General features: G+C 72.1%; 25 protein-coding genes. 10 read left to right on the forward strand and 15 right to left on the reverse strand.

All coding sequences use genetic code 11. From position 1 onward, the window contains the following. Window positions 1-65 precede the first annotated feature (65 nt). Complete coding sequence (locus IF28_RS0121990; protein WP_030223147.1) at window positions 66-1,511, forward strand: glyceraldehyde-3-phosphate dehydrogenase; 1,446 nt, start codon at window positions 66-68, stop codon at window positions 1,509-1,511. 253 nt (window positions 1,512-1,764) lie between these two features. Continuing rightward, window positions 1,765-2,640 carry a hypothetical protein gene (locus IF28_RS0121995; RefSeq protein ID WP_234325309.1) on the forward strand — a complete coding sequence of 292 codons (876 nt, stop codon included), beginning with the start codon at window positions 1,765-1,767 and terminating at the stop codon, window positions 2,638-2,640. Between the two features lie 201 nt (window positions 2,641-2,841). Here the strand turns inward: IF28_RS0121995 and IF28_RS0122000 are convergent, their stop codons facing one another. Next, window positions 2,842-4,497: an FAD-dependent oxidoreductase gene (locus IF28_RS0122000; protein WP_030223151.1), complete on the reverse strand. Its 1,656-nt coding sequence runs from the start codon at window positions 4,495-4,497 to the stop codon at window positions 2,842-2,844. Between the two features lie 231 nt (window positions 4,498-4,728). Between IF28_RS0122000 and IF28_RS0122005 the strand changes: the two genes are divergently transcribed. The 7 genes from IF28_RS0122005 to IF28_RS0122035 all read left to right on the forward strand — a co-directional run bounded on the left by IF28_RS0122005 (window position 4,729) and on the right by IF28_RS0122035 (window position 10,082). Further along, window positions 4,729-5,853 carry a SchA/CurD-like domain-containing protein gene (locus tag IF28_RS0122005; protein WP_030223154.1) on the forward strand — a complete coding sequence of 375 codons (1,125 nt, stop codon included), beginning with the start codon at window positions 4,729-4,731 and terminating at the stop codon, window positions 5,851-5,853. Window positions 5,854-5,922: 69 nt separating this feature from the next. Continuing rightward, window positions 5,923-6,390 (forward strand): cupin domain-containing protein, encoded by a 468-nt coding sequence (locus tag IF28_RS0122010; protein ID WP_030223157.1) that lies wholly within the window; start codon window positions 5,923-5,925, stop codon window positions 6,388-6,390. Next, window positions 6,387-7,655, forward strand: a complete 1,269-nt coding sequence (locus IF28_RS0122015) for a beta-ketoacyl-[acyl-carrier-protein] synthase family protein (RefSeq protein ID WP_030223160.1) — start codon at window positions 6,387-6,389, stop codon at window positions 7,653-7,655. The genes IF28_RS0122010 and IF28_RS0122015 overlap by 4 nt, the downstream gene beginning before the upstream one ends. Continuing rightward, window positions 7,652-8,896 carry a beta-ketoacyl synthase N-terminal-like domain-containing protein gene (locus IF28_RS0122020; RefSeq protein ID WP_030223164.1) on the forward strand — a complete coding sequence of 415 codons (1,245 nt, stop codon included), beginning with the start codon at window positions 7,652-7,654 and terminating at the stop codon, window positions 8,894-8,896. Before IF28_RS0122015 ends, IF28_RS0122020 begins: the two co-directional genes overlap by 4 nt. Before the next feature lie 27 nt (window positions 8,897-8,923). Continuing rightward, complete coding sequence (locus tag IF28_RS0122025; RefSeq protein ID WP_030223166.1) at window positions 8,924-9,184, forward strand: acyl carrier protein; 261 nt, start codon at window positions 8,924-8,926, stop codon at window positions 9,182-9,184. Window positions 9,185-9,186: 2 nt separating this feature from the next. Further along, complete coding sequence (locus IF28_RS0122030; RefSeq protein ID WP_030223168.1) at window positions 9,187-9,669, forward strand: SRPBCC family protein; 483 nt, start codon at window positions 9,187-9,189, stop codon at window positions 9,667-9,669. Window positions 9,670-9,746: 77 nt separating this feature from the next. Further along, on the forward strand, window positions 9,747-10,082 hold the full coding sequence (locus tag IF28_RS0122035; RefSeq protein ID WP_030223170.1) for a TcmI family type II polyketide cyclase: 336 nt from the start codon (window positions 9,747-9,749) through the stop codon (window positions 10,080-10,082). A gap of 76 nt (window positions 10,083-10,158) precedes the next feature. Here the strand turns inward: IF28_RS0122035 and IF28_RS0122040 are convergent, their stop codons facing one another. The 5 genes from IF28_RS0122040 to IF28_RS0122060 all read right to left on the reverse strand — a co-directional run bounded on the left by IF28_RS0122040 (window position 10,159) and on the right by IF28_RS0122060 (window position 15,762). After that, on the reverse strand, window positions 10,159-11,187 hold the full coding sequence (locus IF28_RS0122040; protein WP_030223175.1) for a methyltransferase: 1,029 nt from the start codon (window positions 11,185-11,187) through the stop codon (window positions 10,159-10,161). 59 nt (window positions 11,188-11,246) lie between these two features. Next, entirely contained in the window at window positions 11,247-12,308 is a 1,062-nt protein-coding gene (locus tag IF28_RS0122045) for a right-handed parallel beta-helix repeat-containing protein (RefSeq protein ID WP_030223178.1), read from the reverse strand. A 153-nt stretch (window positions 12,309-12,461) separates the two neighbouring features. After that, entirely contained in the window at window positions 12,462-14,051 is a 1,590-nt protein-coding gene (locus tag IF28_RS0122050) for an MDR family MFS transporter (protein WP_030223180.1), read from the reverse strand. Window positions 14,052-14,201: 150 nt separating this feature from the next. Beyond that, complete coding sequence (locus IF28_RS0122055; protein ID WP_030223182.1) at window positions 14,202-14,882, reverse strand: TetR/AcrR family transcriptional regulator; 681 nt, start codon at window positions 14,880-14,882, stop codon at window positions 14,202-14,204. A gap of 28 nt (window positions 14,883-14,910) precedes the next feature. Beyond that, a complete protein-coding gene (locus IF28_RS0122060; RefSeq protein ID WP_030223183.1) occupies window positions 14,911-15,762 on the reverse strand; it encodes an oxygenase MpaB family protein in 852 nt (283 codons plus the stop codon). Between the two features lie 196 nt (window positions 15,763-15,958). Here IF28_RS0122060 and IF28_RS0122065 point away from each other — a divergent pair, with 196 nt between their 5' ends. Continuing rightward, window positions 15,959-17,131, forward strand: a complete 1,173-nt coding sequence (locus IF28_RS0122065; RefSeq protein ID WP_030223186.1) for a 4-hydroxybenzoate 3-monooxygenase — start codon at window positions 15,959-15,961, stop codon at window positions 17,129-17,131. Between the two features lie 6 nt (window positions 17,132-17,137). On the opposite strand, the gene IF28_RS0122070 is transcribed toward IF28_RS0122065, so the two are convergent. The 9 genes from IF28_RS0122070 to IF28_RS0122110 form a co-directional block, all read right to left on the reverse strand. Continuing rightward, the gene (locus IF28_RS0122070; RefSeq protein ID WP_030223189.1) at window positions 17,138-18,043 is read right to left on the reverse strand and encodes a LysR family transcriptional regulator; all 906 of its coding nucleotides are present in this window, start codon (window positions 18,041-18,043) and stop codon (window positions 17,138-17,140) included. 52 nt (window positions 18,044-18,095) lie between these two features. Next, the gene (locus IF28_RS0122075) at window positions 18,096-19,295 is read right to left on the reverse strand and encodes a glycine C-acetyltransferase (RefSeq protein ID WP_030223192.1); all 1,200 of its coding nucleotides are present in this window, start codon (window positions 19,293-19,295) and stop codon (window positions 18,096-18,098) included. 28 nt (window positions 19,296-19,323) lie between these two features. Then, complete coding sequence (tdh, locus tag IF28_RS0122080; RefSeq protein WP_030223195.1) at window positions 19,324-20,352, reverse strand: L-threonine 3-dehydrogenase; 1,029 nt, start codon at window positions 20,350-20,352, stop codon at window positions 19,324-19,326. A gap of 185 nt (window positions 20,353-20,537) precedes the next feature. After that, on the reverse strand, window positions 20,538-21,113 hold the full coding sequence (locus IF28_RS0122085; protein ID WP_030223199.1) for a GAF domain-containing protein: 576 nt from the start codon (window positions 21,111-21,113) through the stop codon (window positions 20,538-20,540). Window positions 21,114-21,171: 58 nt separating this feature from the next. Beyond that, window positions 21,172-21,801 (reverse strand): GTP-binding protein, encoded by a 630-nt coding sequence (locus IF28_RS0122090; RefSeq protein ID WP_030223202.1) that lies wholly within the window; start codon window positions 21,799-21,801, stop codon window positions 21,172-21,174. Beyond that, entirely contained in the window at window positions 21,779-22,150 is a 372-nt protein-coding gene (locus tag IF28_RS0122095; protein ID WP_030223204.1) for a DUF742 domain-containing protein, read from the reverse strand. Before IF28_RS0122095 ends, IF28_RS0122090 begins: the two co-directional genes overlap by 23 nt. A 2-nt stretch (window positions 22,151-22,152) precedes the next feature. Further along, window positions 22,153-22,587, reverse strand: a complete 435-nt coding sequence (locus tag IF28_RS0122100) for a roadblock/LC7 domain-containing protein (protein WP_030223208.1) — start codon at window positions 22,585-22,587, stop codon at window positions 22,153-22,155. A 53-nt stretch (window positions 22,588-22,640) separates the two neighbouring features. Next, window positions 22,641-24,452, reverse strand: a complete 1,812-nt coding sequence (locus IF28_RS0122105; RefSeq protein WP_030223211.1) for an ATP-binding protein — start codon at window positions 24,450-24,452, stop codon at window positions 22,641-22,643. A 473-nt stretch (window positions 24,453-24,925) separates the two neighbouring features. Continuing rightward, window positions 24,926-26,122 carry an acyl-CoA dehydrogenase family protein gene (locus tag IF28_RS0122110; protein WP_234325311.1) on the reverse strand — a complete coding sequence of 399 codons (1,197 nt, stop codon included), beginning with the start codon at window positions 26,120-26,122 and terminating at the stop codon, window positions 24,926-24,928. Between the last annotated feature and the right edge of the window lie 35 nt (window positions 26,123-26,157).

Here is a 26,157-nt window from a genome sequence, read left to right on the forward strand (position 1 = left end):
CCCCCGGGGCCCCGACAGTCCGCATGGCTATCATATGAGCACCCTCTAGCTCGAAAGATGATCCTGTGACTGTCAACGAAGACTCGTTCACCCATTGGAAACACCGCGAGGAGATCGCGGAGTCGATGATCCCGATCATCGGGAAGCTGCACCGGGAGCGGGACGTGACCGTCCTGCTGCACAGTCGCTCCCTGGTGAACAAGTCAGTGGTCAGCATCCTCAAGACCCACCGATTCGCCCGGCAGATCGCCGGCGAGGAGCTCTCGGTCACCGAGACGCTGCCGTTCCTCCAGGCGCTCACCGCGCTCGACCTCGGCCCGTCCCAGATCGACATCGGCCTGCTCGCCGAGGCCCACCGGGCCGACGACCGGGGTCTGTCGGTGGCCGAGTTCACCGCCGAGGCCGTCGCCGGCGCGACCGGCGCCGACAAGATCGACCGCCGTGAGCCGCGTGACGTGGTCCTGTACGGCTTCGGCCGCATCGGGCGGCTGCTGGCCCGGCTGCTCATCGAGAAGTCGGGGTCGGGCAACGGGCTGCGGCTGCGCGCGATCGTGGTCCGCCGGGGCGGCGAGCAGGACATCGTCAAGCGGGCCTCGCTGCTGCGCCGCGACTCCGTGCACGGCCAGTTCCAGGGCACCATCACCGTCGACGAGGCGAACAGCACGATCGTCGCCAACGGCAACACCATCAAGGTGATCTACGCGGGCGACCCGACGGAGATCGACTACACGGCGTACGGCATCAAGAACGCCATCCTCATCGACAACACCGGCATCTGGCGCGACCGCGAGGGGCTCTCGCTGCATCTGCGCCCCGGCATCGACAAGGTGGTGCTGACCGCGCCCGGCAAGGGCGACGTGCCCAACATCGTGCACGGCGTCAACCACGACACCCTCAAGCCGGACGAGCGGATCCTGTCCTGCGCGTCCTGCACCACCAACGCGATCGTGCCGCCGCTGAAGGCGATGGCGGACGAGTACGGGGTGCTGCGCGGGCATGTGGAGACGGTGCACTCGTTCACCAACGACCAGAATCTGCTGGACAATTACCACAAGTCGGAGCGCCGGGGCCGGTCGGCGCCGCTGAACATGGTGATCACCGAGACGGGTGCCGCGTCCGCCGTCGCCAAGGCACTGCCCGACCTCGACGCGACCATCACCGGCAGCTCGATCCGCGTTCCCGTACCGAACGTCTCGATCGCCATCCTCAACCTCCAACTGGGCCGCGCGGCCGACCGCCAGGAGGTTCTGGAGCATCTGCGGAACGTGTCGCTGACCTCGCCGCTGAAGCGCCAGATCGACTTCATCAGCGCGCCCGACGCGGTCTCCAGCGACTTCGTCGGCTCCCGCCACGCGTCGATCGTCGACGCGGGCGCGCTGAAGGTCGAGGGCGACAACGCGATCCTCTACCTCTGGTACGACAACGAGTTCGGCTACTCCTGCCAGGTGGTCCGCGTCGTCCAGTACGTTTCCGGGGTGGAGTACCCGACCTACCCGGCTCCGGCGGTCTGACCACTCCGGAAGGCGGCAAGCGGAACGCGGACGGAACGAGGGTGCGGGGCCGGTGAGATGTCCGGCCCCGCCCCGGTCTGCCCGCGCTACCGACGGTAAGGGGCAGATCGATAACGATCATCCCCGTCCGGGTTGCCTTGGCACGCGAAGTTCCTAGTCTTCCCGCATGGCTCTCTTCAGCAGTCGCACCAGCCGACGTCCCCGGATAGCACCCGCCCTCGACGATGCCGAACTCACCCGCGTACTAGGAAAGTTGAGCAAGCGGAACGGGGGCGGCAAGACCGCGGACGTGACCCTCGTGTCCGCGCTGCTGGAGGAGACCGGCGACGACTGGGACCGGCGCGGGCACCGGATGTCCGTACTGGCCGAGGCGACCGCCGACGTGGGGATCGCGACGGCGTGGCTGAGCCGGGAGCCGGCGAGTCCGGACGCCCTGCTGTTGCACTCCTGGGCCGGACTGGCCCGCGGTCTGCGGGACGGACACCTTGAGGACGCCGGGCGGTTGATCGGCCAGTGCCACGAGGCCGCCGAGCGAAGACCTGAGGATCCGCTTCCGTGGGTCGTCCTGCTCGGGGTGTCCCGGATCGAGCGCTACGGCCAGAACGACGTCAACGCCATCTGGCGGGAGGCCACCGGGCGCGACCGCTGGCACCGCGAGGCGTATCTGCAGATGCTCGCGTATCTGTCCCCGGAGGAGGGCGGCTCCAGCGCGGCCGTACTCGACTTCGTCGACGTGGTGCGCACCCGGATACCGGCCAACGCGCCCTGCGCCGCCGTTGAGTTGACCGCCGCCGTACGGCAGTACCAGGGGCTGCTCGCACAGGGCGGGGTGCGGGCCATGACCGCCGGTCAGCTGTGGGAGGGCGGCCAGATCGCGGCCGCGCTGGAGCAGGCGGCCGCGCTGTGGGCGAAACCGGGCTTCTTCCAGCACGCGGCGGCGCAGGCCGACCTGAACGTGCTGGCGTACGCGCTGTGCGCGGCCGGCCGCGCCGCCGACGCGCACCCGGTCTTCCAGACCCTCCAGGGCATGGCCACCCCCTGGCCCTGGGACGCCGACGGCCCCGCCCTCCAACGCTACGAACAACACCAGTCCAAGTCCGAACGAGGCCGCGGCATCGGCACCCCGTAGCAGCACCCAGCCCCACGCGGCTACGGTCAGCGGCCGCACCTGCGAGCAACTGCCGCAGCGCCAGGCAGCGGCCGCTGCCTGCGGCCAACTGCCCCAGCTGCGGGCAGTCGTGCCGCAGGGGCGGCACGGGTGGGCGCAGCGGCACCCCACAGCGGAGCGCACCGCAGCCCACCCCCGCCACCCTGCGGCGGCAGCCACCCCTCAGTCCCGGGACAGAACCGCCTTCACCGCCTCCGCCAGGGACTTCGCCGGGTCCGCGGACTCGCCCTCGTGGCGCCACGCCACGAACCCGTCGGGGCGGACCAGCACCGCCCCCGACGGGGTGATCCCGTGGGCGGCGGCCCACTCGGGCCCGGGCTCAGGGACCAGGTCGGCCCCGGCCCCGCCCCCGACCCGGTACGAGTCCAGCGGAACCGACAGCGACGCCGCCACCTCGGCCCCCGCCGCATGCCACCCCCCACCCTCCGAGCTCAGCAGCACCAGTGCCCGCTCGTACAGATCGAGCGTGGAGATCCGTGAGCCACCCCGCCTCACCCACAGGTGCGGAGCCCGGCTCCCGGGCTCCCCGTTCAGCACGACCCCGTCCGGCACGACCGCCGTACCCGGATCCGCCCCCACCACCGCTCCGCGCGGATACCGGTACGCCAGTGCCACATTGAGGATCCCGCCCTTGCGCCCCCCGGGCCCGCCCCCGGCTCCCTCCGCGGGCGTGTACCCGGGGTGGCTGTGCTCCACGGACCGCGTGGACGCCCGCGCACTCGTCGCCTCCGCGACAGGCCGCCGCTCCGCGTCGTACGACGCGAGGAGCCCGGGCCCGGCCCACCCTCCCAGCACGGCCGCCAGCTTCCACGCGAGGTTGTGCGCGTCCTGGATCCCGGTGTTGGACCCGAACGCCCCCGTGGGCGACATCTCGTGCGCCGAGTCCCCCGCCAGGAACACCCGCTGGTCGGCGTACCGTTCGGCGACCCGCTCGGCCGCGTGCCAGGCGGCCCGCCCGGTGATCGTCACGTCGAGGTCGGGTACGCCGACGGCCCGCCGGATGTGCGCGGCGCACCGCTCGTCGGTGAACTCCTCGATCGTCTCGCCGTGTTCGGGGTGCCACGGCGCGTGGAACACCCATTTCTCCCGGTTGTCGACCGGCAGCAGCGCCCCGTCGGCGTCCGGGCTGGTGAGGTAGCAGACGATGAACCGCCGGTCGCCGACCACATCCGCGAGATCGCGGGAGGTGAAGGTGACACTGACGTTGTGGAACAGGTCCCCGGGACCGTTCTGCCCGATGCCGAGCCGCTCCCGTACGGGACTGCGCGGACCGTCGGCGGCGACGAGATAGTCGGCCCGGACGGTGGTGTGCTCGCCGGTCTCCCTGCTCTTGAGCCGAGCGGTCACCCCGTCACGGTCCTGGTCGAAGGAGAGCATCTCGGTGCCGAACCGCAGATCCCCGCCCAGCTCCCGGGCACTTCTCAGCAGCACCGGTTCGAGGTCGTTCTGGCTGCACAGGCACCAGCCGGCCGGACTGAACCGGGCCAGCCCGCCGCCGGGGTCGATCTCCCGGAACAGCCACTCCCCCGCGTCGCCCACCAGGGAAGGCGTCTGCAGGATGCCGTGGTTGTCCGCGAGGACGGAGGCGGCGTCCGCGATCCGCCCGTCCACCCCGGCGGTCCGGAACAGCTCCATCGTGCGTACGTTGTTGCCGCGCCCCCGCGGATGGATCGACGTGCCGGCGTGACGCTCGACGAGTGTGTGCGGCACGCCGAGCCGCCCCAGGAACAGGGACGTCGACAGGCCCACCAGGGAGCCTCCGACGATGAGGACGGGAGTGCGGTGGACCGCCTCCCCGGCCGAGTCCGATCGGTTCATTGAAACTCCTCCAGCATCACCCTCGACGGGCTGAGGAACAGGACGCACATTCCATGCCCGGTGCGGGCCCGTCCGCGTCCCCGCGGCACCCGGATGGCGCGCGGTTCACCCAGGTGCCCCGTGTCGCTCGCGCATCCCGGGAGGCCGGATCGACCATCGACTCATGGCGACCGGCGTCCCACCGGACACGGCGGTCGTTCCTGACCTTCAAGAAGAGGAGAGGTGCGCCGGATGACCATGTCGGGACGCATATCGCAGTCCGCTTTCGACGGCTCCAGGCTGCGGGTGATCCTGCTGCTCGACCTGTACGAAGGAGCCCAGGAGCAGTTCCTCGACGCATACGAGCACATGCGCAACCAGGTGGCGTCCGTTCCCGGTCACCTCAGTGACCAGTTGTGCCAGTCGATCGAGAACCCCTCGCAGTGGCTCATCACCAGCGAGTGGGAGAGCGCCCCGCCGTTCCTGGCGTGGGTGAACAGCGAGGAGCACGTCGAGACCGTCCGGCCGATGCACAGCTGCGTCCGGGACACCCGGTCGATGCGCTACAGCATTCTCCGCGAGACCCACCCCGGACGGCCGCTGAGCGCCGAGGCCGCGACCGGGGGGCTCCAGTCGGCGGCCCGTGTCGGCGACGGTGTGGCCCGCCACGCCCTCACCTTCACCGTGAAGCCGGGCTCCGAGTCCAAGGTCGCCGAGCTGCTGTCGGGCTATCAGTCGCCCAAGGCGCAGGTCGACGACACCACGCGGCTGCGCCGCACCTCCCTGTTCATGCACGGCAACCGTGTCGTACGGGCGGTAGAGGTGGAGGGCGACCTGCTGGCCGCGCTGCGCCACGTCGCCCGGCAGCCGGAGATCCGGGCGGTCGAGGAGGCCCTCAACCCCTATCTGGAGCAGGACCGGGACCTCTCCGACCCCGACTCCGCCCGGGTGTTCTTCACCCGGGCCGCGCTCCCCGCCGTGCATCACGTGGTGGCGGGCGGGCCCGAGCCGGCCGCCGTAAGCCGGCACGCGCTGTACTACCCGGCCGTCAAGGGCCGCGGCATGGAACTGGCCCGGTTCCTCGCCCACCAGGACGAGGCGGCGACCGAAGACCCGGACAGCCCGGTGCACGCCAGCACCGTGTTCCAGCGGGACGACACCGTCGTACGGCTCGTCGACGTCACCGGCCAGCTGGACCTGGACCCGCTCGCCGCCCTCGGCATCAAGGGCGCCGGGAAGGCGGCCGAACTGGAGCGGCTCCTGGACGGCGCCGCGATCGGCGTCGAGGGCTCCCTGGACTCCGAGCGCAATCTCAACCGGCTTCTGGCACACGCCGACATGCTGCCCGTCACCGACCGCAGCGCGGCGGACGCCTGACGGTTCACCGCGGTGACGTCCGCGGCCGTGCCCGCGCGGACGTCACCGCAACACCCGGAGGTATCAACCATGTCCCAGCAGCATCCACGCATCGTGGACCTGAGCGAGACGGAACCCAACCGACGGCGCGGGGGTGACCTCAGAACCCTGCTCACCCCGGCCACCGTGGGTTCCACCAGCGGCTTCATGGGCCTGGCGATCATCAAGCCCGGCGAGCGCATCGGCGAGCACTACCACCCGTACTCCGAGGAGTTCGTGTACGTCGTCAGCGGCGCGCTCGAAGTGGACCTGGACGGAGAGCCGTTCGCGCTCCGCGCCGACCAAGGGCTGTTGATTCCCGTCGACATGCGGCACCGCTTCCGCAACGTCGGCGAGCGGGAGGCCCGGATGGTGTTCCATCTGGGGCCGCTCGCCCCGCACCCGAGCCTCGGCCACGTCGACACGGAGGAGACCGAAGGCGCGGCCGCCGGTCCCCAGTTGGCGGTCGGCGGGCCGGAGCAAGGCCGGGTCGCCGAGCCCAGCGAGGCCATAAAATGACCCGCCGGGTGGCCGTCACCGGTATAGGTGTGGTCGCTCCCGGCGGCATCGGGGCGACGGCTTTCTGGGATCTTCTGGCGGCCGGCCGCACCGCGACCCGCGGCATCTCCCTGTTCGACCCGGCGGGGCTGCGTTCCCGCATAGCCGCCGAGTGCGACTTCGACCCCTTCCAGCACGGACTGGACGCGGAACTGTGCCAACGCGCGGACCGTTACGTCCAGTTCGCCGTGGTCGCGGCCACGGAGGCGGTCCGGCACTCCGGGCTCGACATCGCCGCCGGGAACCCCTGGCGCACGGCGGTCTCGCTGGGCAGCGCGGTGGGCGGCACCACCCGGCTGGAACAGGACTACGTCCGGGTCAGCGAAGGCGGCCGGCGCTGGGACGTGGACCACGAGAAGGCCGGGCCTCAGCTGCACACCGCGTTCCAGCCGAGCACGCTGGCCTCGGTCGTCGCCGAGCGGTTCGGCGCCCGGGGGCCGGTGCAGACGGTCTCCACCGGCTGCACCTCCGGCCTCGACGCGGTGGGTTACGCCTTCCACACCGTCGCGGAGGGCCGCGCCGACGTGTGCATCGCGGGGGCGTCGGACTCGCCGATCTCACCGATCACGATGGCCTGCTTCGACGCCATCAAGGCGACCTCGCCCAACAACGACGACCCGGAGCACGCCTCCCGGCCCTTCGACGCCCACCGCGACGGCTTCGTGATGGGCGAGGGCGCGGCCGTACTCGTCCTGGAGGAGTACGAGCACGCACGGGCGCGCGGCGCGGAGATCCTCTGCGAGATCAGCGGCTACGCCACCTACGGCAACGCCTACCACATGACCGGTCTGACCAGTGAGGGACTGGAGATGGCCCGGGCGATCGACAGCACACTCGACCAGGCCCGTATCGACCCCACACGGATCGACTACGTCAACGCGCACGGCTCCGGCACCCGGCAGAACGACCGGCACGAGACGGCCGCCGTGAAGCGGTCCCTGGGCGCGCACGCCCATGAGACGCCGATGAGCTCCATCAAGTCGATGGTGGGGCACTCGCTCGGCGCGATCGGCGCGATCGAGGTCGTCGCCTGCGTGCTCGCGCTGCGGCACCAGGTGGTGCCGCCGACGGCGAACTACGAGACCCCCGACCCGGAGTGCGACCTGGACTACGTGCCGCGCACCGCCCGCCCGCGGAAGCTGGACAACGTGCTCTCCGTGGGCAGCGGGTTCGGCGGCTTCCAGTCCGCGGTGCTGCTGACCGGGCCGGGCGGGAGGACACGATGAGCAACCGTCACCCCCGGCGCGCGGCCGTCACCGGCATCGGTGTGATCGCGCCCAACGGACTGCGCACCGACGCGTACTGGAAGTCGGTCAACGAAGGGCTCACCGTACTGGACCTGATCGGCCGCGAGGGCTGCGGGCAGCTGCCGCTGCGGGTGGCCGGCGAGGTGCGGGCCTTCGACCCGTCGGGCCTCATCGAGGACCGGTTCCTCGTCCAGACCGACCGGTTCAGCCACTTCGCGATGGCGGCGGCCGCCCTCGCCCTCGACGACGCGGGACTCGGCGGCGACCCCGCCGAGCCGTTCTCCATCGGCGTGGTCACCGCCGCCGGTTCCGGAGGCGGCGAGTTCGGCCAGCGCGAGCTGCAGAAACTGTGGGGCAAGGGCTCCAAGTACGTCGGCCCGTACCAGTCCATCGCCTGGTTCTACGCCGCCAGCACCGGCCAGATCTCCATCCGGGGCGGCCTCAAGGGGCCCTGCGGGGTGGTGGCGAGCGACGAGGCCGGCGGTCTGGACTCCCTCGCGCACGCGGCACGGGCCGTGCACCGCGGTACCGACGTCATGGTCGTGGGCGCCGCCGAGGCGCCGCTGGCCCCGTACTCGATGGTGTGCCAGCTCGGTTACCCCGAGCTCAGCACCCTCGACGACCCCGACCGTGCCTACCGTCCGTTCACCGAGAAGGCGTGCGGATTCGTGCCCGCCGAGGGCGGCGCCCTGCTCGTCGTCGAGGACGAGGACCGGGCGCGTGAGCGCGGGGTGCCGGTACGGGCCGTCGTGGCCGGCCATGCCGCGACGTTCACCGGGGCGTCCCGCTGGGCGGAGTCCCGGGAGGGTCTGGCCCGTGCGATCAGTGGCGCCCTCGACGAGGCGGGCTGCGCCCCGGAGGAGATCGACGTCGTGTTCGCCGACGCCCTGGGCGTGCCCGAGGCGGACCGCGCGGAGGCGCTGGCGCTCGCCGACGCGCTCGGCGCGCACGGCACCCGGGTCCCGGTGACGGCGCCCAAGACGGGCATCGGCCGCGCCTACTGCGCGGCTCCCGTGCTGGACACGGTGGCGGCGGTGCTCGCCATGGAACACGGCTCGGTGCCCCCGACACCGAACGTGTTCGACGTCTGCCATGACCTCGACCTGGTGACGGCGCACGCCCGCCCGGCCGAACTGCGTACCGCCCTCGTCCTCAGCCGGGGACTGATGGGCTCCAACGCGGCGCTGGTCGTGCGCCGCGGTGACGATTCCGCCCGTTAGGACCGGGCGGGGAAGGAGCAGGCACCCATGATCACCACCGAAGTGACCTTCGACGAGCTGTCCGCGCTGATGAAGCAGGCCGCCGGCATCACCGTCGACCCCAAGGAGCTCAGGGAGTCGGCGGGGTCCCCCTTCGACGTCTTCGGTCTCGACTCGCTCGGCCTGCTCGGCATCGTCGGCGAGCTGGAGAACCGGTACGGCCAGTCGCTTCCCCCCGACTCGGAGCGCTGCCGGACGCCCCGCGAGTTCCTGAACCTGATCAACAGCACCCTCACGGCTGGAGCCTGAAAGTGGCAGGACACACCGAGAACAGCATCACCATCGACGCTCCCTTCGACCTCGTGTGGGAGATGACCAACGACCTGGACAACTGGCCCCGGCTGTTCAGCGAGTACGCGTCCGTGGAGGTCCTCTCCCGTGAGGGCGCCACGACGACGTTCCGGCTCACCATGCACCCGGACGACAACGGGAAGGTGTGGAGCTGGGTGTCGGAGCGCACGCCGGACCGCGAGAAGCGGACCGTCCGGGCCCGCCGGGTCGAGACGGGTCCGTTCGCCCACATGGACATCGTGTGGGAGTACGCGGAACTGCCGGGCGGTGTGCAGATGCGCTGGACGCAGGACTTCGCGATGAAGCCCGACGCCCCGGTCGACGACGACTGGATGACGGACAACATCAACCGCAACTCCCGTACGCAGATGGCCCTGATCCGGGACCGGATCGAGCAGGTCGCCCGCGACAGCGAGAGCGCGTCCGTCGCGTCCACCCGCTGAACGCGGTCCGGGAGGACCGGGAAGTCCCGAAGTCCCGAAGTCCAGGCAGTCCAGGCAGTCCAGGAAGGACACAGCCGATGCACCACGCCCTCATCGTCGCCCGGATGAAGCCCGGTTCGGCGCCGGACATCGCCGAGGTGTTCGCCGACTCCGACCGGGGTGAACTCCCCCATCTGGTCGGGGTCGGCCGGCGCAGCCTCTTCCAGTTCGGTGACGACGTGTACCTGCACCTCATCGAGTCCGAGCGGGACCCGGCGCCGGCGATCGCGAAGCTGGCCTCGCACCCCGAGTTCCGCGGTGTCAGCGAGCGGCTCGAGGCGTACGTCAGCCCGTACGACCCCGCCACGTGGCGCGGCCCCAAGGACGCCATGGCGCGGTGCTTCTACCGCTGGGAGAGCGGGCCCCGCTCCTGAGCCCGGCACACCCCGAGGCCGCCGGTTCCGCGTCAGTCGCGGAGCCGGCGGCCTCGGGGTTCTCGCGGCCCGCGGATCAGCCGGGGACGGTGCATTCGAAGGCGTGCAGATAGGCGTTGACGGGGCGGATGTCGCCGATGACGAGGCCCGCGGCGGTCAGCCGGTCGACCATGCTCTGCCGGGTGTGCTTGGCGCCGCCGACGTTGAGGAGCAGCAGCAGGTCCATGGCGGTGGTGAACCGCATGGACGGGGTGTCGTCGACGAGGTTCTCGATGACGACGACACGGGCGCCGGGCCGGGCCGCCGCGCGGACGTTGGCCAGCACCCTGCGGGTGCTGTCGTCGTCCCACTCCAGGACGTTCTTGATGATGTACACGTCCGCCTGGACGGGGACGTCCTCGCGGCAGTCCCCGGCCACGACCTGGACGCGGCCGGCGAGGGCGCCGCCCGCGCGAAGCCGGGGGTCGGCGTTCTCGACGACGCCGGGCAGATCGAGCAGGGTGCCGTGCAGATGGGGGTGCTTCTCCAGGAGGCTGGCCAGGACATGGCCCTGGCCGCCGCCGATGTCGATGACGGAGGAGGCGCCTTCCAGGTCGAGCAGCAGGGCGACGTCGCGTGCGGACTGCTCGCTGGAGGTCGTCATGGCCCGGTTGAACACATGGGCGGACTCGGAGGCGGACTCGTTGAGGTAGGTGAAGAACTCCTGGTCGTACACGTCCTCGAAGACGTTGCGGCCGGAGCGGACCGCCTCGTCGAGCTGGGGCCAGACGTTCCAGGTCCACGGTTCGGTGCACCACAGGGCGATGTAGCGCAGGCTGTGCGGGTCGTCCTCGCGCAGCAGCCGGGACATCTCGGTGTGTTCGAAGGTGCCGTCGGGGTGCTCGGTGAAGACGCCCTGGCAGGACAGGGCCCGCAGGAGCCGCCGCAGGGTGTGCGGCTGGGTCTTCACCGACGCCGCCAGGTCGTCGACGGTCATGGGGGTGTCGTCCAGCGCGTCGGGCACGCCCAGGCGGACGGCCGCGCGTACGGCGGCGGCGCAGGCCGCCCCGAAAACGAGCTCCCGCAGCCGCATGGGCGGCGGGGGAGCCGGATCAACGGTGGTCATCCGTTGCCTCGCTTCTGCTGTCGTGCGGTCGGTGGGGGGGAGGAGCGGTGGTACGGGGGTCAGCACATGCCCGCGGGCTCGGAGAGGGTGCAGGCGTTGCCGCTGAACGTGTTGGTCCTGGCGGTGTCCCGGTTGGCCAGGTCGGCCGGGCTGTTGCCGGTGAGGAGGTTGTCCCGGATCTCGTTGCGCTCGCTGGGGACGCCGACGAGGCTCTTGAACAGGACGATGCCGCCGGAGAGCGGGGACGTGCCCTTGTTGCCCTCGACCCGGTTGTAGGCGACGAGCGTCTCCTCGGCGCCGGTCAGGACGATGCCGGAGCCCTGGAGGAAGGGCAGCCGGGGGGTCTTGGCGCAGTACTTGTTGTTGTCGTGGATGTGGTTGCGGGTGACGCTCAGGTGGCCGGCGCGGGGTGTGGACTCGTCGCCGACGACGAACACGGCGGCGCAGTTGCCGGTGGCCTCGTTGCGGTCGACGGTCAGGTTGCGCAGCCGGCGCACGGTGACGCCGACCCGGTTGCCGTCCGTCCGGTTGTGGCGGATCACGGTCCTCCGCGCGTCCCGGGCGCCTTCCTCGCTGTCGACGGTGTTGGCGACGAACAGTCCGGCGTCGCCGTTCTTCCGGGCGAGGTTGTGGGTGAGCGCGCTGCGTGTGGAGCGTTCCTCCGCGATGCCCCACTGGCCGTTCTTCTCCGCCACCACGCGCCTGACCGCCAGCCGGTCGGTGCCGGTGGCCCACAGCCCGTTCCTCGTGAACCCACGGACCGTCAGGGACCGTACGGTGACGTCCTTCAGAGGCTTCTTGTCGGTGCCGGTCACGCAGATGCCGTTGCCGGCCTTGGCGCAGGCGCTCGACCCGGTCTTCGCGGCGGGCGTCAGGACGGTGACGGCGGCGCTGTGGCCGCGCAGGGTCACGCCCGATTTCCTGACGGTGACACTCTGCTTGTAGGTGCCGGGCGCGAGCAGGACGGTGTCCCCCGCCTTCGCGGCGTCCAGCGCCTTCTGGATCGACTGGCCGGGCTGCACCCGGTGCACGGTCGGGTGGTGGGCCGACGGGGCCGCACCGAGACCCGCGGCCACGGCGGCTGCCGTACAGGCCAGGAGGGCGATGTGTCGTTTGTTCATGAGCCGAAGCTATGAGCGGGGGTTGGGGCCCGCCACCGGTGATCGCCCAGGCGGGCTGAGCCACCCGTCCGCCGGGTGATCACCCGGTCGGCTCATCCCTCGGGGACGACGGCGGGCGCGCGGGTGGCCGCCGTCGTCCCCGGGGGTCGTGGTTCAGCCGACCGGAGTCACCGGGTCCTTGCCCGCCGGTGACGTGCCGTCGGATTCCAGCGGGGCGCCGGCGGACTCCTCGGCGAGGCGCTCCATGCCGCTGGTGGTCTTCAGCGGCTTCTCCTTGAGGAACACGACGGCGACGAGGGCGAGCACCGCGAACGGCGTGGCGACGAGGAACAGGTCGGCGGTGGCGACGGCGTAGGCGTGCTCGACGATGCCCCGCATCGGCTCGGGCAGCGTGGACATGTCCGGGACGCTGCTCTCTGTGGAGCTCCCTCCGCCCGGCACCGTGATGCCGGCGTCCTCGAGGCCCTTGGCCGTCTCGCCGGCGACCCGGTTGGCCAGGATCGCGCCGAGGACGCTGACGCCGATGGTGCCGCCCATGCTGCGGAAGAAGGACAGCACGGAGGTCGCGGCGCCGAGGTCGGCGGCGGCCACGTCGTTCTGCGCGGCGAGGACCAGGTTCTGCATCAGCATGCCGACGCCGGTGCCGAGGACCGCCATGTAGACGCTGAGCAGGCCGAAGTGCGTGTCGGCGTCGATCGTGGACAGCAGCGCGAGGCCGACGGCCATGACGACCCCGCCCGCCACCAGGTACCGCTTCCACTTGCCGGTCTTGCTGATCACCTGTCCGGCGACGGTGGACGACACCAGCAGGCCGAGGATCATGGGCAGGCTCATCAGACCGGCGACGGTCGGCGACTTGCCGAGGGAGATCTGGAAGTACTGCGAGAGGAAGACGGTTCCGCCGAACATGGCGACACCGACCAGGAGGCTGGCGACGGTGGTCAGGGTGACCGTGCGGTTCCTGAAGATGTCGAGCGGGATGACCGGCTCGGGCGTACGGGCCTCGACGAAGACCGCGGCGGCCAGCACGACCACGCCACCGCCGGCGAGGGCGGCGGTCTGCCAGGAGGCCCAGTCGAACTCGGTGCCCGCCAGGGACACCCAGATGAGCAGCGCGCAGACGCCGGCGACGATCAGGAAGGCGCCGAGCCAGTCGATGCGCACCTCGCGCCGGGTGGTCGGCAGCCGCAGGGTGCGCTGCAGCAGGGCGATGGCGAGCAGCGCGAACGGCACGCCGATGAAGAAGCACCAGCGCCAGCCCAGCCAGGAGGTGTCGACCAGCACACCGCCGACCAGCGGTCCGGCCACGGTGCCCACGGCGAAGACGGCACCGAACATGCCGGCGTACTTGCCCAGCTGACGGGGCGGGATGACGGAGGCCATCACGACCTGCGCGAGGGCGGTCAGACCACCGGCGCCGATGCCCTGGACGACCCGGCTGAAGATCAGCAGGCCGACGCCGTGGGAGAAGCCGGCCAGCAGCGAGCCGACGACGAACATGCCCAGCGACAGCTGGAGCAGGAGCTTCTTGTTGAAGAGGTCGGACAGCTTGCCCCACAGGGGCACCGTCGCGGTCATCGCCAGCAGTTCGGAGGTGACGACCCAGGTGTACGAGGACTGGCTGGCGTCCAGGTCGGCGATGATCGTCGGCAGTGCGTTGGCCACGACGGTGCCGGCCAGGATCGCGACGAACATGCCGGCCATCAGGCCGGACATGGCCTGGAGTATCTGCCGTTGGGTCATGGAGGTGGGGGGCGCGTCGGCGGGCGCCACGGGTGAGCTCACGGGATCTCTTTCAGGTGATGGTCGTACGGTCGCACGCGCGGGACGGGCACCGGGAAACTGCGCACGCGTGGGCGTGGAACGGTCAGTGGGGCGTCGGCCGCGACGGGCTCACGCGGGGGGAGCCGGAAGTCCGGCGGCGAGGAGGTCGAACACCTCCTGGAACACCTCGAGGTAGGCGGCTTCCTCCTGCCGGGCGTACCAGTGCTCCACGCTGGTGCGCACCGCGGTGCCCGCCACCGCGGCCAGCAGCCGCGGGTACAGGTCGAGCGCACCGCGCCGTTCCTCGTCGGTCGCGCCGGCGGGCGGGGGCGCGGACGCCGTCGGCCCGCCGGCGCGGATGCGCGCGGCGATGGCCTCGGCCAGTCCCGTCTCGTCCGCCATGTGCTCGCCCAGCGTGCGGACCAGCAGATGCGGTGAGGCGTGCAGCACTCGGGCGTGCAGCCGCCACAGTTCGTGCTGCTGCTCCGCCTCGGCGAGTTCGGCCGCCATGGCCTCGCGCAGGGCCCGCAGCGGGGTGTGCTCGGCCGGCGCGTCGAGTACGGCCTGCCGTATCCGCTCGCCCGCCTCCGCGTCGATCACCACGAAGGCGTCGTCGCGGGTGTCGAAGTAGTTGAAGAAGGTCCGTACGGACACCCCGGCCGCCGCGCTGATCGCCTCGACGGTGACCTTCTCGGCCCCGTGTTCGGCGGCCAGCCGTACGGCGGCCTCGGCGAGGGCGGCACGCGTCGCGCGCTTCTTCCGCTCCCGCAGCCCGCCCTGTGGGGCACCCTTCTCCGACATGCCTTGCATGGTATGCAAAGATGCACGTCATGCAAAATTACCGTCCGGTACCGGAATCGGCCCGGCGGGCGGCCGCGCGGGCGGCGCGCGCCACGGGCAGATAGCGCAGACGCTCGGGCAGCGGCGGCACCACGGTGCGTACGACGGCGCCGAGCCGGCGCAGCCGGCGTTCCTGCCGGGGTGTCCAGGTCACGCCCAGGCGGTCGCGGGCGGCGGGCGGAAGCAGGCCGGCGGTGAGGAAGACCTGCAGCCGGGTGAAGAGCGGGCACAGCAGCGGCCAGAGACGGCGCGGCAGCGGGCCGGGCGGCGGCGGAAGCGGCCGGTGCGGGTCGAGCAGTTCGCCGGCCACGACCGTCCGTTCCAGTTCACGGGCGACCGTCGTGTCGAAGTAGCGCCAGTACGCCTCGGGTGTCGGGGGCATGTCGCGGTCGTCGATGCCGAGGATGCGGCCGAGGTGCAGCAGTTCGCCGTAGAGCCTGCGTTCGTCCTCGGGCGTGAAGGGGCGGTCGAGGTAGCGGGCGGCGCGCAGGAAGACGGGGTAGGCGGTGGCGTGCACCCAGGCGTAGTGGGCGGGGGTCAGGGCGCTGTAGGGGCGGCCGTGGCGGTCGGTGCCGCTGATGTGCCGGTGCAGTGCCCGGAGCCGGCGGCCCTCCTCGATCGCGCGGTCGCCGCCGTAGACCCACAGCTGGAGCGATTCCAGGGAGCGGGCGGCGCGGCCCCAGGGGTCGGTGCGGAAGACCGAGTGGTCGTCGACGCCCGCGCCGACGGCGGGGTGGGCGACCTGGAGGACGGTGGCGGCGGGCAGCGACAGCAGCAGCCGTACGTCTCCCGCGATGTCCCACAGGACGGTCCCGGGTGCGAGCGGTTCCGGTGCGGTCCGGGGGGTCATGTCGGGGCGCTCCCTCCGTCGAGGGCGACGTCTCCATTCTCCGCCGGCGGGGCCCGCGCGACACGTCGCGCGTATCCACCGCGGCCGTGCTCTGGATTTCGAAGATCCGGTTCCCGTTCAATGGGACCGTCCGTCGTCACCCGGCGCGGACCGGCGCCGGACCCGTGCCAGCCCGTCGGCCGTCGAAGGAGACGACATGCCCGTGCGCACCCGAGTCGCCGTCATCGGAGCGGGGCCGGCCGGCCTGCTGCTGTCCCATCTGCTCGGCCGCCACGGCATCGAGTCGGTCGTCGTCGACTCCCGGAGCCGGGCGGAGATCGAGACGACCATCCGGGCCGGCGTCCTCGAGCAGGGCACCGTCGAGATCCTGAGCGGTTCCGGGGCCTCGGACCGTGTCCTCACCGCCGGGCACCGGCACGAGGGCATCGAGCTGCGCTTCGACGGCGAGGGCCACCGGATCGACTTCACGGGCAGTGTCGGCCGGGCGGTGTGGCTCTATCCGCAGCACGAGGTGCTCAAGGACCTGATCGCCGCGCGCCTCACGGCCGGCCAGGATCTGCGCTTCGGGGTGACCGCCGAGCGTGTGGAGGGCGCGGAGACGGACCGGCCGCGCGTGCTGGCCCGGGACGCCGGGGGCCACGCCGTCGAGATCGAGGCCGATGTCGTCGTCGGCGCGGACGGCTCCCGCAGCGTGGTCCGCGAGACGGTCACCGGCGCGTACGGCGGCTCCTTCCGGGAGTATCCGTTCGCCTGGTTCGGCATCCTGTGCGAGGCGCCGCCCAGCTCCGAGGAGCTGATCTACAGCAACTCGCCGGACGGCTTCGCGCTGATCAGCCGGCGCGGTCCGGGTGTACAGCGCATGTACTTCCAGTGCGACCCGGGGACCGACGCCGAGGCGTACACCGAGGAGCGGCTGTGGGAGATCCTGCGGTCCCGCGTCCCCGGCGTCACCCTCAACGAGGGCCCCGTCTTCCAGCGGGACGTGCTCCGTTTCCGCAGCTTCGTGGCGCACGAGATGCGCCGGGGCCGGGTCGTGCTCGTCGGCGACGCGGCCCACACGGTGCCGCCCACCGGCGCCAAGGGCATGAACCTCGCGGTCGCCGACGTCGTCGTCCTCACCGAGGCGCTGCGCGCCCTGCTGCTCGACGGCGACGAGTCGTTGTTCGGCGCGTTCTCCGACACGGCCCGGCGGCGCGTCTGGAAGGCGCAGCACTTCTCCTGGTGGATGACGAGCATGCTGCACCGGCAGCCCGGGGCGAGCGACTTCGACCATGGGCGCCAGCTCGGCGAACTGCGCTCGGTCGTCGAGTCGGCCGCCGGCCGCGCCTACCTCGCCGAGGGCTACACCGGCTGGCCGCTCGCCCGGTGACCCCTCTCAGGCGTCACCGGCCGCCGCGCGGAGGGCGTCCAGCACCGGGCGGATCAGCGGATGGTCCTCTGCGCCCCGGCGTACGGCGGCGAAGACGCGGCGGGTCGGGGCCGTACCGTCGACCGGGCGGACGACCACACCCGTGAGGTCCATGCCGCGCAGCGCCGAACGCGGGACCAGGGCCACGCCCACGTCCGCGGAGGCGAGGGCGACCACCGCGCGGAAGTCGTCCGAGGAGTGCTCCAGCCGTGGCTGGAAGCCCGCGCTCTCGCACGCCAGCACGACCACGTCGTGACAGGGGTTGCCGGGGTACGGTCCGATCCACGGGTCCTTGGCCAGCTCGGCGAGCGGCACCTCGGCGGTGTCGGCCAGCCGGTGGGTGACGGGGACGACGGCGTCGAAGGGCTCGGCGTACAGCGGTACGTGGGACAGTCGCGGATCGTCGGCGGGCGGCGCCCCGCGGTACTCGACCGCCACGGCGACGTCGACCTGCCGGTCCAGGACCATCGGCAGGCTGGCATCGCCCTCGGCGTCCTGGACCCGGATACGGATACCGGGCGCCACCGCGGCGAGGCGGGCCACGGCGGGAGCGACGACCTGGGCGATGCCGGTGGCGAACGCGGCCACCGTGACCGTGCCGGACTCCCCCGACCCGTAGGCGGCCAGTTCGGCCTCGGCCCGCTCCAGCTGGGCGAGGACCACGTTGGTGTGGCTGAGCAGGATCTCCCCGGCCGGGGTCAGCCGTACGCCCTTGGCGCCGCGCTCGACGAGACGGTGGCCGGTCTCCTGCTCCAGGGCGGCCAGCTGCTGGGAGACCGCCGAGGGGGTGAGATACAGCGCGGCGGCCGCCGCCGTGACCGTACGGTGGTCCGCCACCGCACGGAGGATGTGGAGCCGCCGCGCTTCGATCATGAGATCGATTGTCTCAAATGCGGATTGCCTTGAATCCGGGGGTGTGCTCCGGTCAGCCGTCGAGCTCCGCCCGTGCCGCCACGAAGGCGTCCACCGCGCGGTTCACGTCCTCGGTGGAGTGCGCGGCGGACAGCTGGACGCGGATACGGGCCCGGTCCTGCGGCACCACCGGGTAGGAGAAGCCGATCACGTACACCCCGCGCTCCAGCAGCAGCTCGGCCATCCGGCCCGCCTCCGACGCGTCGCCGATCATCACCGGGGCGATGGCGTGGTCGCCGGGGAGGATGTCGAAGCCCTCCTCGGTCATCCGGCGGCGGAACAGGGCGGTGTTGTCGGCGAGCCGCACGCGCAGGTCGTCGGCCGATTCCAGCAGGTCGAGAACCTTCAGGGAGGCGGCGGCGATCACCGGGGCGAGGGTGTTGGAGAACAGGTACGGGCGGGAGCGCTGGCGCAGCAGGGCGACGATCTCCGCGCGGGCGGCGACATAGCCGCCGGACGCGCCGCCGAGCGCCTTGCCGAGGGTGCCGGTGATGATGTCGACCCGGTCCATGACGCCGTGCAGTTCGGGCGTACCGCGCCCGCCGGGGCCGACGAAGCCGACGGCGTGCGAGTCGTCGACCATGACCATGGCGCCGTGCCGGTCGGCGAGGTCGCAGATCTCGGCCAGCGGGGCGACGTAGCCGTCCATGGAGAAGACGCCGTCGGTGACGATCAGCGTACGGCGCGCACCGCCCTGCGCCGCCTCCTTCAGCTGCCGCTCGAGGTCGGCCATGTCGCGGTTGGCGTAGCGGAGGCGGCGGGCCTTGGACAGCCGGATGCCGTCGATGATGGACGCGTGGTTCAGCGCGTCGGAGATCACCGCGTCCTCGGGGCCGAGCAGTGTCTCGAAGACACCGCCGTTGGCGTCGAAGCAGGAGGAGTAGAGGATCGTGTCCTCCTGACCGAGGAACGCCGACAGGCGCGCCTCCAGCTCCTTGTGCACCTCCTGGGTGCCGCAGATGAATCGTACGGACGCCATGCCGTAGCCCCAGCGGTCGAGGGCCTCGTGGGCGGCGGCGATCACCTCGGGGTGGTCGGCGAGGCCGAGGTAGTTGTTGGCGCAGAAGTTGAGGACCTCGCCGGGGCGTCCGCCGGCGGTGACGTTCACCGTCGCCGACTGCGGGGTGCCGATGACCCGCTCGGGCTTGTGCAGTCCGGCGGCGCGGATCTCGTCGAGGGTGGCGCGCAGGTCGTCACGCACGGAGTCGAACATTCGGAAGGCTCCTAGGGATACAGATGGCTTACGCGGTCCAGTCGAGGATCACTTTTCCGCCCTTGCCGCCGGCCGCTTCCTCGAAGGCGGGCTCGAAGTCGCGGTAGGAGTAGCGGCCGGTGATCACCGGGGCGAGGTCGAGGCCGCCCTCGAGCAGCACCGACATGGCGTACCAGGTCTCGAACATCTCCCGGCCGTAGATGCCCTTGATGGTGATCATCGAGGTGACGATGCGGGACCAGTCGACCGGGAACTCCTCGGCCGGCAGACCGAGCATGGCGATGCGTCCGCCGTGCGTCATGTTGTCGATCATGTCCCGCATGGCCTCGGGGCGGCCGGACATCTCCAGGCCGATGTCGAAGCCCTCGCGCAGTCCGAGGGTGTGCTGTCCGTCGGCGATGGTCGTCTCGGCGACGTTCAGCGCCAGGGTCGCGCCGATCTTGCGGGCGAGTTCCAGGCGCTCCTCGCTGACGTCGGTGATCACGACGTTGCGCGCGCCCGCGTGCCGGGCGACGGCCGCGGCCATCAGGCCGATCGGGCCGGCGCCGGTGATCAGGACGTCCTCGCCGACGAGCGGGAACGACAGCGCGGTGTGCACGGCGTTGCCGAAGGGGTCGAAGATGGCGGCGACGTCGAGGTCGACGGGGACCCGGTGCACCCAGACGTTGGTGGCGGGGAGCACCACGTACTCGGCGAAGGCGCCGTCGCGTCCGACGCCGAGGCCGACCGTGGCGCGGCACAGATGGCGGCGGCCGGCCAGGCAGTTGCGGCACTTGCCGCACACCAGGTGGCCCTCGCCGCTGACCCGGTCACCGGACGCGATGTCGGTGACGTCCCGGCCGGTCTCCACGACCTCGCCGACGAACTCGTGCCCGAGGACCAGCGGGGTGGTGATCGTCTGCCGGGCCCAGCCGTCCCAGGACCGGATGTGCAGGTCGGTGCCGCAGATACCGGTGCGCAGCACCTTGATCAGCACGTCGCCCGGTCCGACGGCGGGCTCCGGCACGTCCACGAGCCACAGCCCGGGTTCCGCCTTCTGCTTGACCAGTGCCTTCAACGCTACGGCTCCCGAGGGTGAGTCCCGGCCCCCGGGCACGCCGAAGCGGCCCGCGTCCGGGAACGAGGAGTGGAATCGCACTGCAATCTGCCGTACGACACCCTCACCGGTCCATCGAGGATTTCTTAAGCGCTGCCACAGCTTTCCTTCACACCGTCACCCGCACGGCCCTCCGGCGCGCGGAGTCACAGCGGCAGTCCGTCGTCCTCCCGGCGCTCCAGCCGTACGACGAGATCAGCGGCCTGCGCCTTGATGGCGGCCAGCCCCGGCTGCCCCCAGGCGCGGGGCTGGATGTCGGTGACGGACACGGTGCCGAGCACCATGCCGGTGCGGTCGATGAGCGGGGCGCCCATATAGGAACGGATGCCGAACTCGTCCACCACCGGGTTGCCCGCGAACCGCGGGTAGTCGCTCACGTCCTCCAGGACCAGTGCCTTGCGCCGGGCCACCACATGGGGGCAGAAGCCGTGGTCGCGGGGCAGCACCCGGCCGAGAAGGGCGCCGGTGCCGTCGCCGCGCACCACCGGTGCGACGGCCGGGGTGTGCAGACCCGCGAAGAACTGCCCTCTCTCACCGAGGAAGTTGACCATGGCGTACGGCGCTCCCGTGAGGTCGGCGAGGCGGTGCGCGAAGGTGTCGAGCGTGGGCTCGGGGTGCTCCCCCAGTCCCAGCCGGCGCAGTCGCAGGACGCGCTCCGGCGCCTGGCCGTCCTCCGGGGTGACCAGCAGACGACCGGCCGGGCGGGGCGGGTCGTAGCTCATGGGCGGACTCCCGGCGTAGGGGCGTAGGTCATGGGGCGACTCCGAGGGTGTGCGGGGATCACATGTGGGCGCCGTACCCCGTCGTGGTGGCGGGGGTGTGGGCGATGAGGTGGCGGACCAGGGTCAGCAGGGTCTGGACGCTGGAGCTGGAGATCCGGGCGTCGCAGCGGACGACGGGGATACCGTCGGGGAGGTCGAGTGCGGCCCGTACCTCTCCGGGGTCGTAGCGGAAGGCGCCGTCGAACTCGTTGACGGCGACGATGAATCCGAGGCCGCGCTGTTCGAAGAAGTCGACCGCCGCGAAGCATTCCTCCAGGCGCCGGGTGTCGGCGAGGATGACCGCGCCGAGGGCGCCCTCGCAGAGTTCGTCCCACATGAACCAGAACCGTTCCTGGCCGGGGGTGCCGAAGAGGTAGAGCACATGCTGCGCGTCGAGGGTGATGCGGCCGAAGTCCATGGCCACGGTCGTCTCGACCTTGTTCTCGATGCCGTCGAGGTTGTCGGTGGCGGCGCTGACCGTGGTGAGGAGTTCCTCCGTGCTGAGGGGCGCGATCTCGCTGACCGCGCCGACGAAGGTCGTCTTGCCCACGCCGAACCCGCCCGCCACCAGGATCTTCAGCGCGTTGGGGAACGCCTCGTCGTCGCGGTCCGCGGCGTGGATGTGGTCAGAGCTGTCGTCGTAGTCCATCGAGCACTGCCTCCAGAAGGGCCCGGTCCGTCGGGTTGTGGTGGAACGCGGGGGGCTTGTCGGTCAGCGCCCCGCATTCGAGGAGGTCCGCCAGCAGCACCTTGGTGACGGCCACCGGCAGTCTGAGATGGGCGGCGACCTCGGCGACCGGGACGGGAGCGCGGCACAGGTCGAGGGCCTGTGCGTGCTCGGGGCCGAGATAGCCGAAGGGGGTGGCACCGGTGGCTCTGACCTGCGACAGCAGATCGAGGGCGACGGTGGGCCGGGTGCGGCCGTTGCTGACCGTGAAGGGCCGCACCAGCCGTCCCGCCGCGTCGTCGAGCCAGGGCCCGTCACCGGCCGCCGTCACGCTCAAGGCCTCATCGCCGGCGGTTCGACGCCCTGCTGGCGGGGAGCGGTCACCAGATACGGCCGTACGGACTTGACCAGCATCGCCATCTCGTAGCCGAGGACGGCGGCGTCGGCCTCGCGGCCGGCCATGACGGCGAGGCAGGTGCCGGAGCCGGCGGTGGTGACGAACAGCAGGGTCGAGTCGAGTTCGACGACGACCTGCCGGACGTCGCCGCCGTCGCCGAAGCGGACGCCGGCACTGCGGCCGAGGGAGTAGAGGCCGGAGGCCAGGGCGGCCATGTGGTCGGCGGCGTCCGGGTCGAGGCCGTGCACGGACTTCACCAGCCCGTCGCAGGAGAGCAGTACGGCGCTGCTGGTGTGCGGTACGCGTTGTACGAGGCCGCTCATCAGCCAGTCGAGGTCGGATACCTGGGCGGTCGGCGCGTCGCTCGCCATGGTGGATCGACTCCTTGGGGTACGGAAGGGTGCGGGAGCGCTGGGGGTGCTGGTCATCCGGCGGGCGTGCTCCCGTCGTGCCGGGCGGGGTGGTCGGCCGGGGGTGGGGGGAATCCCCGCGGGGGGTCCTGCGGGGGTCCCTGCCGTGTCTCCTGCCGGGTTTCCGCGAGACTGACGCCGCGCTGGAAGGCGGCCATCAGACCGGGGTCGTGGCCTGCGACGTACTCGCTGTCCTGGCGGGGGGCGGGGCCGTCGCGGAGCTGCGGTGCGATGTGCTCCTGGGCGCGGCGGCGGGGCAGGCCGGGTCTGTCCATGGTGCCGCGCACGGCGCCGCCGCGCGGGGTGAGGGGCACGGTCCCGGGGTCGGTGAGGGCGTCGCGGTCGCCGTGGTGGACGCCGGGTACGGCCTCGGCCGGGGTGGGCCGCACCGAGCGGGCACCGCGCAGCGGCAGCGGCGGGGCGACGGCGCCGGCGGGCGGGGCCGGGGGACGGGGTGGTGGGGACGCTTCCGCGGGGGCCGGTACGGGGGACAGGTGCCGGGCGGCCGGCAGCGGGCCGGTGTCCGGCTCGGGCGGGCGGGGTGCCGGGGCCGGTCCGCCGCCGACGGCGAGCGGTTCGGGGCCGAGCAGTGCCTGCGGCACCACGAGCACGGCCTGGACCCCGCCGTAGATGTTGCTCTGGAGCCGGACGTGGATGCCGTGCCGCCTGGCGAGCTGGGAGACCACGAACAGGCCGATCCGCCCGTCGGCGAGCAGGCTGGCGACATGCACCTGGTCGGGGTCGGTGAGCAGGGCGTTCATCCGGTCCTGTTCGCCGGCCGGCATGCCGAGTCCGCGGTCCTCGACCTCGACGGCGAGCCCGGAGGTGACGAGGCCGGCGCGCAGCAGGACCTGGGTGTGCGGGGCGGAGAACACGGTGGCGTTCTCGACGAGTTCGGCGAGCAGATGGATGACGTCGGCGACGGCGTGCCCGCGCAGGGTGCCGTCGATCGGCGGCACGAGCTTGACGCGTGAGTACTGTTCGACCTCGGCGATCGCCGAGCGCAGCACCTCGGTCATGGAGACCGGGTTGCTCCACTGCCTGCGGGAGACGGCCCCGCCGAGCACGGCGAGGTTCTCGGCGTGGCGGCGGATGCGGGTGGCGAGGTGGTCGACGTGGAAGAGCCCCTTGAGCAGGTCGGGGTCCTCCATCTCGTTCTCCAGCTCGTCGAGGATGGAGATCTCGCGGTGCACCAGGGACTGCAGCCGCCGGGCGAGGTTGACGAACACCTCGAGCTTCTGTTCGCTGCCGGTCTGGCTGGAGAGCTGGGCCGCCTGCGCCACGGCGCTGACGGCGCCGTCGTGCGCGCGGGCGAGGTCGGCGGCGAGCAGGTCGAACTCGTCGGCGTCGTCGGCCTGTTCGCCGTGCCGCCCGCGTGGCGGCGGGGGGTCGCCGCGGCGCAGGGTGTCGACGAGGGCGCGCAGGTCGGCCTCGCGCCGGGCGGTGCTCCGGCGCAGGGTACCGACGCGGTCGTGCACCGACCGGGCGGCGCGGTCGGCGGCCACGGCGGCGATGACGATGCCGGCGAACGCCACCGAGGTGGCGCCGCCGAGAACGGCCCACAGGGTGGGGCTCGGCCGGATGCCGGTGGAGCGGACGGTGAAGATCAGGGCCGCGCAGGCACTGAGGGCCACCGCCACGGGCGGCAGCACGGCGAGCCGCAGCAGCTGGGGCCGTATCTGCGTCTCGGGCGGCGCGGGCAGGGCCCGCACGGCCGGCCTGCCGTGCCGTCCGCCCTCGCGGCGCTCCGCCCGGGTGGCCGGGCCGGGCCGGCGGGGCCGGACATCGGCAAGTTTCACGTCCTGGCGACCGGGCTCACGGGCCATGACCGTGGTGCCGACCGCGCCCCGCGTACCGGCCGGGCCCGGGGCGCCGGCCGGGCCCGGGCGTCGGGGTCCTTGGCCCCGTCCGCTCCCTCGTCCGCCTTGTGGCTGCACGTACCGGTCCCCGCTCCCTGATCCGACTGTTGGACGCGGCCGCTCGGCGTGCCATGCCCCACGACATGAGGTGCCGCGTGCCGCCCGACCGACACTCACCGTAGTCGCCACCGCATCATGTGCGGTGGGCAGTTGACAAACTCAGACGGACGGCATCGCGCTCTGGTATGAGGCTTCGTACGACAGACCGATAACCCTCCCGAGCGAAGAATCGGGAGTGAACAGGGACCGATCAGAGCTGGTCACAAGCGGTCGCTACGAGCGCGCGGAACAGAGCGGCGCCCGACCGCCCGAGCCCGCCACCCCTTCGTCGCGAACGCGTCGGGCACGCACCGAAGCGCTTCAGCCCTCCGGCCAGAACATCACTCACCGTCACTTCCGGGTCGGGGCAGGGAGCTCGCTCCACCCCGTACGGTGTTCAGGTAGTGGTCGCCGATGGCCCGCATGGTGGGACCGGCGGGACCGCGGTCGACCAGGGCGAGGACGTTGCGCCAGAACCGGTCGATGCCGTCCGCGTCGGTGAGTGCCAGGACGCGTTCGCCGGTGAGGAGGGCGGCCCGGGCGGTGACCGTGCCGGCCATCGCCACCTGGGCGGCCGTGTCGGCGCGTTGCTCGTGGCCGAGCCCCCGCCCCGCCGCGAGGGCGTCCGCCATGGCCGTCGTCGCGCGGTCGGTCACCGCCGAGGCGGTGTGCAGGGCGAGCGCCGACTCCCCGTAGGCCAGCAGCAGATCGGCGTCGTCGTCGAGCGCCCGGATGTGGCGTGCGGAGCGGCTGAGGTCCCTGGCCTCCGCCAGCGCCCCCTCGGCCACGCCGAGCGCGACCTGGGTCAGCATGAGCCCGAGGGCGTGCGGCGCCAGGGCGGTGTGCGGCGGGATCGTGTCCTCGTCGCGGCCGGCCGGGCCCAGCACGTCGGCGGGGTCGACCGGTACGCCGTCGAAGCGGACGGTGCCCGCGCCGGTGAGCCGCTGACCGAGCCGGTCGTGCGACGGATCACGGCCGACGCGCGGGTGCCGGGCGTCCACGACCACGACGACCGGTTCGTGCGTGCCGGCCCGGACGGCGTCGAGGACCAGCCGGTCGGCCTCGTCGACGGCGGCGGGCAGGGCGCGGTGTCCGTCGAGGACCGGACCGGGGGCGAGCGTGGGGCCCGGAAGCTCGCCGCGGGGCAGCGGCCCGGGTGTACCGGTGGCACCGGCCCACAACCACTGTTCCCGCGCCGCGCGCGCCTCCAGCGCGGCGGCGCGCTCCGGGGTGCCGAAGAAGCGCGCACTCCAGGACAGCACGTAGTGGCGGCCGAGCAGTTCGCCGATCGATCCGTCGGCGGCGGCGATCCGGCGGACGACGGCACAGGCATCGCGCCAGCCCATGCCGCCGTCCGGCGAGGGAGGGGCGAGCACGGCCGGCAGCCCGGACTCACGCAGCCGCGCGACCTCGTCGAAGGGCGGCTTGCCGGCCCGGTCCCGCTCGATCGCGTCCACGGCGAGGTCGTCGGCGACCTCGTCGGCGACCCGCCGCCAGAAGTCCCCGGCGGCCTCGGTGATCACCTCCACCTCACCCACGATTCCCCATTTCCCTATTGGATTAGTAGGGAATC

It is taken from the genome of Streptomyces sp. NRRL WC-3626, from assembly GCF_000718785.1.
GTDB lineage: Bacteria > Actinomycetota > Actinomycetes > Streptomycetales > Streptomycetaceae > Streptomyces > Streptomyces edwardsiae.